6 protein-coding genes and 1 tRNA gene are annotated in these 8,391 nt (G+C 61.7%); 2 read left to right on the top strand and 5 right to left on the bottom strand.

Annotated features, from left to right (window positions below):
• Positions 1-588: 588 nt before the first annotated feature.
• Positions 589-665 (bottom strand) — tRNA-Arg (locus ACTRWG_RS09350).
• A 238-nt stretch (positions 666-903) separates the two neighbouring features.
• Between ACTRWG_RS09350 and ACTRWG_RS09345 the strand changes: the two genes are divergently transcribed.
• Together ACTRWG_RS09345 and ACTRWG_RS09340 are read left to right on the top strand one after the other, a co-directional pair.
• Positions 904-1,554 carry a GNAT family N-acetyltransferase gene (locus ACTRWG_RS09345; RefSeq protein ID WP_027236254.1) on the top strand — a complete coding sequence of 217 codons (651 nt, stop codon included), beginning with the start codon at positions 904-906 and terminating at the stop codon, positions 1,552-1,554.
• 49 nt (positions 1,555-1,603) lie between these two features.
• Positions 1,604-3,373, top strand: coding sequence for an adenylate/guanylate cyclase domain-containing protein (locus ACTRWG_RS09340; protein WP_027236253.1), 1,770 nt, complete (start codon positions 1,604-1,606; stop codon positions 3,371-3,373).
• Between the two features lie 88 nt (positions 3,374-3,461).
• On the opposite strand, the gene ACTRWG_RS09335 is transcribed toward ACTRWG_RS09340, so the two are convergent.
• From ACTRWG_RS09335 to ACTRWG_RS09320, 4 genes are all read right to left on the bottom strand, one after another.
• Complete coding sequence (locus ACTRWG_RS09335) at positions 3,462-4,316, bottom strand: pentapeptide repeat-containing protein (RefSeq protein WP_027236252.1); 855 nt, start codon at positions 4,314-4,316, stop codon at positions 3,462-3,464.
• A 138-nt stretch (positions 4,317-4,454) separates the two neighbouring features.
• Entirely contained in the window at positions 4,455-5,762 is a 1,308-nt protein-coding gene (locus ACTRWG_RS09330; protein WP_027236251.1) for a gluzincin family metallopeptidase, read from the bottom strand.
• Positions 5,763-5,803: 41 nt separating this feature from the next.
• Entirely contained in the window at positions 5,804-7,150 is a 1,347-nt protein-coding gene (locus ACTRWG_RS09325) for a TfuA-like protein (RefSeq protein WP_027236250.1), read from the bottom strand.
• The gene (locus ACTRWG_RS09320) at positions 7,147-8,352 is read right to left on the bottom strand and encodes a YcaO-like family protein (RefSeq protein ID WP_027236249.1); all 1,206 of its coding nucleotides are present in this window, start codon (positions 8,350-8,352) and stop codon (positions 7,147-7,149) included. Before ACTRWG_RS09320 ends, ACTRWG_RS09325 begins: the two co-directional genes overlap by 4 nt.
• Positions 8,353-8,391 lie beyond the last annotated feature (39 nt).

Here is an 8,391-nt window from a genome sequence, read left to right as displayed (position 1 = left end):
GCGGCTCGTTCAAGCGCTCTGATCTGAGGGAGGCCGAAGTTGCACCAAAACTGAGTCAGAGCCATTTTTGGACGCCGATTTCCCCGCTACGGGGTCAAAACTGCATGCCTGTTCACGGGGCTGGCCTCGCCATGGCAATGTCCGCTCTGCACGCTTCTCACACGTTCATTCCTTGCGCGGCACCCGGCGGTTTGGGCTCGGAGATGCCCTGCGGCGACGCAGAAATAAATGGGACTAAATGAAAGCCGGAATGTCAGCTTCCTCAGATGGCACCACGTGATCTCGCACCTGCCGAGAAGGTCCGCAAACCGCCCTTCGTGCATGACAGGCGAAGAGCAAACGCGGCTCGAATCGTGTCTGCTTCGGGCCGTTCGTGATCGACTGCGCCCGCAGCAATCCAGCCTGGCGCTCATAGCCGATGATGGCTCGGCTGGAACAGGTGGCTTTGCCGATTGAACCTGCAAATCAGCCCTGATTTTCCTGAAGGAAGTCAATTCAAACGTAACAGAACCCGCGAGCAAAAAACAGGAGCTGGGTCACCAAACTGACAGAAAGGTCAGTTTTGCTTGGCATTCTATAGAAAGGAAGTGGCGGACCGAGGAGGATTCGAACCCCCGACCCCTTGATTCGTAGTCAAGTACTCTATCCAGCTGAGCTATCGGTCCACTGCGGCGGGGTTTAATCATAGCGCTGCAGAGTCGCAACCCTAAAAGACGCCCGTCACTGTTTTTCTTCGCCGCCACTCTCGGCTTGGAGCCTGCAGGCTGCCGGGCTGTTCCGATGCCCCGCCCCCTTCGCCCCCAAAGCTGCCCGGAGTTGTGGTATAAGTCTGTTAACTGCGCTTTCCCGGCCAGGCCGGATACCGGGGGAGCCCCACGTTGCAAAAATCGAAAGGGGCGGCAGATGCCGGACCGGAACTCCGCAGGTTTTCAGCTCAGACCGCTGGAAACAGAAGACCTCACCACAGCCGCTTGCTGGCTTCAGAACATTGCCGACATGGCTTGTTTCGACCGCTCGACCCGCGTTCCGCTCAGTGCGCCGGGACTTGAGCAGGCGTGGGAGCTTTTCAACGATACCAAGGCAAACGCCAGCAAGTGCTGGTTTGCTCTCACCACAGAATCCGGTGAGCTATGCGGCATCACCGGCCTGGAGAGCATCTCGGCGGTGAACCGTGATGCGGTGATTGCCATGTTCATCGAAGAATCCAGGCGCAGGCAGGGTGTTGGAATCCGGGCCCTGGCACTGCTTTTGGACTTTGCCTTCCGGCAGATCGGGCTAAATCGCGTTACATCGTACTACCGGGCCGACAACACCCGCAGCGAACAGCTGACAGCGCGTGCCGGTTTCGCCACCGAGGGCCGGATGCGGGCCGCATGGTTTGCAGAAGGCCGTTTTTTTGACATGGTCACCGTAGGCCTCCTGCGGGAGGAATGGGACGCCAGCCGCAAAACGCTGGCGCAGGAGCTTGGCGCCGGTCCGCGGGTCAGTTTCCGCGGCGCAGAAGCCGCCGGATGGGCTTGGCCGCCTGGCCCTGCAGACGCGCCGGAAGGATGAGCGGCGGCAACAGCGGCCTCAGCCCGCACTCACAGGAGGAGGACAGCTTGTGAGCGGCCACAATAAGACAACAACGGTCCGGCGCCAGCTCGGTGCGGTGCTGTTTGCCGATGTTGTCGGCTATGCCCGGCTGATGGGGAATGATGAGATCGACACCTACAGCGCTCTGAAGTCCCTCCTTGAACAGCTGGAAACGGCCTGCCAGGCGCATGAGGGGCAAGTTGTGGCTGTCCGCGGCGACGGGGTCCTGGCCCTGTTTGAAACCGCTACCAATGCCGTGGAATTCGGTGTCGAGCTGCACCGCATTGCCGAGCAGAGCAACAACACACGGCCGGAGGATCAGCACCTGCGGTTCCGGGCCGGTGTTCATATGGGTGAAATCCTGGTCGATGACCGCGGCATCCACGGGGATAACGTGAATATTGCCGCACGGCTGCAGGAAATCGCGGAACCCGGCCGAGTCTTTGTCAGCGCGTCCGTCTATGAGCAGATCCGCAATCGGCTGCGCTTCGGCTTTGAATTCCTCGGCCCGCAACGGCTCAAGAATATTGCCGAGCCGGTCGCCGCCTATTGCGTCCGGAGCGAAGTAGCTGGTGCCGCCATGGCGGCAACACGGCGCCCGGAGACCCAGCAGGCACACCGCCCGCCGCCCGGCATCCCTTCGGTTGCCGTGCTGCCGTTTGCCAGCCTCGGCGGTGAGCCGTCCGACAGCTGGTTTGCCGACGGGCTGACGGAGGACATCATTCTGAATTTGTACAAGTTCAAGAACCTCTTCGTCATTGCCCGCAATTCCTCTTTCTTTTTCAAAGCCACCACCATGCCGCCGCAGGAGGCCGCCCGGGAACTTGGGGTACGCTATGTCGCCCGCGGCAGCGTCAGGCGGGCCGCCGCCCGTGTCCGGATTGCCGTGGAGCTGATCGACGCGGAAACCGGCCGCACCATCTGGGGCGAACGGTACGACCGCAATATCGACGATATCTTTGCCATTCAGGATGAGGTGACCGACGCCATCGTGGCCGCGACTGCGGTGCTGATCGAGGCCCAGGAGCGCAAGCGGATGGCACAGACGGCGCCCGCCGATCTGGCCGCTTACGGCTATGTGCTGCGCGGCCAGCAGTATATCTTCCGTTACACAAGACAGGACAACCGCGAGGCACAAACGCTGTATGAGCGCGCCCTGGCGCGCGACCAGGACTATGCCCGGGCCTCTGCTGCAATCTCCCGGACCATGAATATCGATTGGCGCTATTCCTGGGCCAAGGACGCCGAGCACGCGCTGGATACGGCCCTGTCATATGCGCAGCGGGCGGTAGAACTGGATCCCACAGACGCCCGCGGCTTTGGCGAGCTTGGCTTTGTGCATCTGTACCGCAAGGAGCATGATGCAGCGATCGGCGCCTACCGGCGTGCGCTGGCTCTGAACCCCAATGACGCAGACCTGCTGTCGGATTACGCCGATGCGCTGGCCCATTCCGGCGACAATCAAGCCGCGATCGGAAACCTGCAGCAGGCGATGCGGCTCAACCCGTATTTCCCGGATCAGTATCTGTGGCACCTGGGCGGCGCTTACTACAACCTCAAACAGTATGATGCGGTGATCGACACGCTAACCAAGATGAATAACCCGACCGAAGGACAGCGCATGCTTGCGGCCAGCTATGCGCAGTTGGGGGACATGGACCAAGCCCGCAACATGGCGGCCAGGCACCGCGAAGCACATCCAAATTTTTCACTGGACCGCTGGGCCAAGGTGCAGCCCGACCGGCTGGAGGAAGACACCCTGCATTTTGTCGAAGGGCTCAAAAAGGCGGGGTTTTGACCAAGTCCAAATGACGGGACTTCATGGCCGCCCCGCGGCGCGCGCTCCGCGGCGATCTTCAGGTTCAATCCTGCTGCAGAAAACGGTGTCAGTCGCCTGAACCGCGGGCCTTGGCGCCGCTGACCTTGGCACCACTGACTTTTGCCCCGCTGACTTTGGCTCCGCTCACCTTGGCCCCGCTGACCTTGGCACCGCTCACCTTGGCGCCGCTGATATCAGGGCCGCCCCCGCCGAAATAGACATCCAGCAGCACCTGTTCCAGCATACCGGTCATCACGTCCATGCGGATGGAATAATCGGCCTTGTCATAGTCCCAGACCCGGATGTCGTTTGCGATCTGGTATTCCGCTGAGGCAACCCCGGTCACGGAAGGATCCAAAGGAGCACGGGCAGCCTGATCCTGAGGCGCGTTATCAGCTGTCGCACTTTCGCCGTCGCCATGCACCAGGAAAATCACTGGTTCCGGCAGCTCGAAATACGTGCCTTCATATGAAAACCCGTAGATACGTGCGAGTTTCGCATCATCACTCAGCTGATCAGCCAAGAGGTTGTTGCGGCCCCGGCTTCTTTGCTGCCGCTTTCCGGCCCGGGTAAACTCCTGCTGTCCCGCGCTGTAATCGCCGACCTGTTTCCACAAGCCCTGGCGGGGTCCGTGGGCAATTTCAACAATGGTTCCTTTCGGGAACTGCTGCTGATCTTCCCAAGGATTGTTTTCGCCGCTGCCAACTTTGTAGAGGCCGTTTTGCCCCTTATTGGTCTGCGCCATCACCAGAACCTTGTCACCCGGCGCGAGCGATTCACCGTTCACTGACGTACCACTCAGGTTCTGTACATTATTGACCGTGCCAACAATGGCGCCAGCGAATTTAGGGACGATTTTTATGTCTTCGACCAGACGTCCAAATAACAGCACTTCAGAAAAACTCAGTAAAGACTCGGCCACCGTGCACACTCCCGTGGCTATGGAAACAACACCAGAAGATCTTTTCGCATTTCCGCGGGCGCAATCGGCGCCACTCCATTTTCCGGAAAAGTCCCCCTGAGGGTGAAAGTAGCACAAAAAGAATAGAAATTACAGCCATCAGGGCATGCCTTCACCCGGCACCCGTGTCCGCACCGAATGCGCGTGGCTGTCCTCATCCGCTTCGGCCAGACGCGGCCCGGCCTCGAACAGGCCAATCCCGCGCATTCTGAAGTTGCCAGCGATAATCGATTCGAAGGCACCCCCGGTTGTTTCGCGGTCCACCGCCAGCAGCGCCTCCCCCACTGCCGCATAGGTGAGGGTTTCTGCCTCCAGCATGCTCCAGGCCGCCGCCAGATAGGCGCCCAAAAAGTCCCGCGCTTCGAGAAAAGAGATGCGGAACCCGTCAGGATCAAGCGCATAGCGTGCATTGAACAGCTCTTGCATCACATCGCCGTAATAGGGGCTTTCCTCCAGGTGGTCGGACAGATCCTCCATTTCCGGCGTGATCAGGTCATGCACCAGCAGCCGCTCGTGGAAGATGTCGACCAGAATATCGAACATTGCACCCGTCAGGGGCTCGGACAGCGCATGCTCGCTGCTCCAGCCCCGCGCAAATTCCTGCAATGTTCTGGTATTGGCCGCCATCCGGATTTGCGCATTTCCGGCAAGCTCGGCAAAGCGGTTCAGCTGGTTGAAGGTGTAAAGATTGCCGCTGGTGCTTTCCAGCAGCTCCTCGACCACAGAGCCGAAATGCAGCGAGGCAATCAGCGCCACCATATCCGCTGCGGATTCGTGAAAGCCGTAATACTCTCCCGACACATCCTCGGACACCGGCATTCCGACAACACTGTAAATGATGGCATGGCCGACTTCATGCGCGACAACATCGAAATTCAGGCTGTAGGCGCGGTACTCGCCGCCGTGCTCGCTGGTGCCGCCGGTTTCCAAAAAGCCCCAGCCGATGTGGGCGTTGTCCAGGCTCGGCAGCAGGGACAGTTCCAGCCGGTCATAGTCGCGGGCAAAATGCCAAGGGATCGGATGCCCGAAGTATTCTTCCCACACATCCAGGGTGAAATGGGCCGAGGCAAAGAGATGCGCCGCCTCGAATCCGGGGTCCGAAGGCAGAATATGAACAAAGTGACCGTCTTCATCCGGTTCCGGCGGCGGATGAACCTGCCCGTGCCAGGGCGGCAGGTACATGCCCGGCCCGGATGGCCCCGGGACGATGGCGCCAAAAGGAATGGTCTTTCCCGACGGGTTGACCACATACATCCGCGGACCCGACGGCCCCGGCCCGAGCGTGCCGGGAGGCGCGGATATCTCAACCAGCTCCAGCTCCGGCTCTGCCGTCCGGAACGGGGATTGCGGAAACAGCAAAAAGCGCGTGCCGGGCGCTTCCTCCGCCATTTCATAAGGGTCGTCCATGCGGTCCTCCCGATCTGCGGAGGCCTTGCCGATGGCCCTGCCTATTCCCGGCTTTTTTGTTCTGGCCGTGTTTTGCACCCTTGATGATACATGAATTCCTGCCGGATCAGCTCAAAGAATTCATCGCGGCTGCGGCAGCCAATTGACTCCAGGTATTCGTCCAGCCTGTCCGGGATGTCCCGCTGCAGCAGCGTTTCAAAATACCAGACCGCCAGCGGCAGGCGCTCCTGCTCGGTCACAGGTCCGGACGGGGGGTCTTGCGCGTCCAAGTAACGCTCCTTTGACATCGCTCGCGATTTCAGCCCGGCATAGGCGCCTGCCTGCCGCAGTTCCGCCAGCAGATGAGGGGCCAGCTGTCCGTTCAGCGGGCCCGCGACGCTCCCGGCAAGAGCCGCATCACCGAGCCAGTCCTCATAGGCCGCTGCAGACAGCCCGTTGTCGTCCAGCCACCGGCGCAGGCTGCTGCTGCTGAACAGTCCCAGCGACTCGCGATGCGCCGACATTTGAGCAGCCAGAGTTTCCCGCTCCGCTGTGCGGCCGCTGTTGCGTGCTTCCTGCAAGGCCAGATGGCGCAGCAATGCGCGGGTGCGGAAGTCCTCATAGCGCTCAGGATTCAGCCGCAACTCATCCAGAACTTGCCGGTCTTCCGCCTGCAAACGGTGTGCCTCCGCCTCGATGCGCCGGACCAGGGTCTGCCAGGCAAGCGTGCGCTCGACCTTTGGACGCGGCGCCGGGCCGGTTTCACGACCCTCATTCAGATAAGCCGCCATTTGCGCCAGCATTTCCCGCGCATCGTCCCGCTTGGCATCCACCCGCCCGGACTTCAGCCAGGCCTTAAATCTGTCGCACCACGGCGCGGCCTGAAACTCTGCCAGTATCTGGTCCCAGACCCTGTGCTGGTAGAACCGCATCTTGGCAGCATCCAGTAAGGCTGCCGCCTGATCCGCATCCAGCACCGCGTCGCCTTCTGCCCGCGCAACCGTGGCCCGGATCGAGACCATCGGTTCACTTAGCGGCGCGAACCCCAGCTCTGCCGGGCCGTGCAGCACCGCGACCTCATCGTCGTCAATTATCGAGCCGTTGGCGTAGGCCTCAAAAATACTGCCGGCACCAATCATACCGAAAGAGGACAGCTCAGCCGCCCTCAGCGCCCCCATGCTGGCGCTGCCAAACACCGCGATCCCTCGTTCCAGCGCCCAGAGGATTTCCTTGTGCCAGACGGAGGGCACCCCTTCGAAATACCCGTCGATCAAGCCGATGGCCTTGGCGCCTTGCCTGGCAGCCCTGTATATGTCGCCCTGAGCGGCCGGGGGAAGCACCGAAGCCTCGATGTAAGCCGCCACTTCTTCTGACCCGATTGTCGGGCCGGCAAAGACCACTGCTGTCATGGCCGGCTCTCCCCGGCGGCCAGCGCCCGCGGTCCCGGGACAAAATCGGGATCGTCATGCGGCGCTTCCAGCCCCGGGATCACCGCGCGCACCACGGCAACCCCCAACCCCGGGCGTGACAGGTCGACAGTCAGAACCTGCCGCATTCCGGCCCGCGCCAGCTTACTTAAAATCCTGGACAGATCCTCTTCGAATGTAGTGGAGGAACAATCCGGACAGTCCTCTAACCGGGCGGTTGCCTTCGTCTGGTCCAGCAGGCTGCGGACATATTGCGTGCGTTCGGCCGAAGCCTGCGGTGTGAACTCTTCCGGATCCAGATCATCGCGGGCGCCGGAAATATAGGTCAGCCGGGTCTGCGCCGCCTCCGTCAGTGCCCGCAACAGGGCGATATTCCGGTCCGGGTGGCAGCCGCTGCCTATCCCGATGTGGCCGGGCCGGGTGCCGCCCTCGCAGATCATGCAATGAAACGCGGCCACGCCAATGTCTGAGGTTATGTTCCAGATACCCGCCCGCAGACCGGCGCACTCCAACCGCTCCAAGGCTTCGCGGCAGCGCGGAACCTCAATTGCCGACGGGTCGATCCGCGGGCCGGGCGTAGCCTGGTGCCACAGGGTGATCGCATCCCGTTCGATCAGTTCGCAGATGGCGTGGCAAGTGGCCTCTGCCAGGCTGTTGCCTGAGGCCAGCCCGTTGGTTGTGCGCGGAAAGGCCCCCTGCCCGCCGCAAGGCCGCGCGGTGTAATCGGTGTCCACCATTTCAAAGGGCAGCCAGTGAGCTTCATTTGTGACAAGGTCCACGCCCTCCACCCACAACACGGGGCGATGGGGATCAAAGCTGCCTCCTGTCACCCTTGGCAGGCGCTCCGCATCCGCGACCCGCGCTTCCTGCTGCAGGTCCGCATAGCTGGCCACGCGCAATGGCCGGGTGATCCGCTCTGCGTGCCAGGTTTCAACCGCCTCCATCACGCCGGAGGCCTGCGCCGCCTCCAGCGTCAGCCCCTTGCCCAGCGCCACCGCGACAGAGCGGGAATTGGGCCGGGTCACCATCACCGTGGGCAGGCCGACGCGGTCCAGGCCGGTCAGGTTGGCAATGCGTGTGATACCCATTTCAGCAAGATGCGGCCTGACCGCTGCCAGCGTCTGTGCGGGATCGCACAGCCGGTGGGTGTCCAGTGTATATCCCTTGTTCTGCGCTTTAGGCATGGGGCAGGCCTCACTATCACGACCGCCGGGGATGGGCTG

It is taken from the genome of Leisingera sp. G5_S3_59_S7 (assembly GCF_054968485.1).
This window is presented reverse-complemented; position numbering and strand designations above follow the sequence as displayed.

What these genes read in the sequence shown, in the direction of transcription:
- ACTRWG_RS09320 (WP_027236249.1), bottom strand. Translation starts at nt 8,352, where the DNA reads ATGCCTAAAGCGCAGAACAAGGGATATACACTGGACACCCACCGGCTG.
- ACTRWG_RS09345 (WP_027236254.1), top strand. Translation starts at nt 904, where the DNA reads ATGCCGGACCGGAACTCCGCAGGTTTTCAGCTCAGACCGCTGGAAACA.
- ACTRWG_RS09330 (WP_027236251.1), bottom strand. Translation starts at nt 5,762, where the DNA reads ATGGACGACCCTTATGAAATGGCGGAGGAAGCGCCCGGCACGCGCTTT.
- ACTRWG_RS09325 (WP_027236250.1), bottom strand. Translation starts at nt 7,150, where the DNA reads ATGACAGCAGTGGTCTTTGCCGGCCCGACAATCGGGTCAGAAGAAGTG.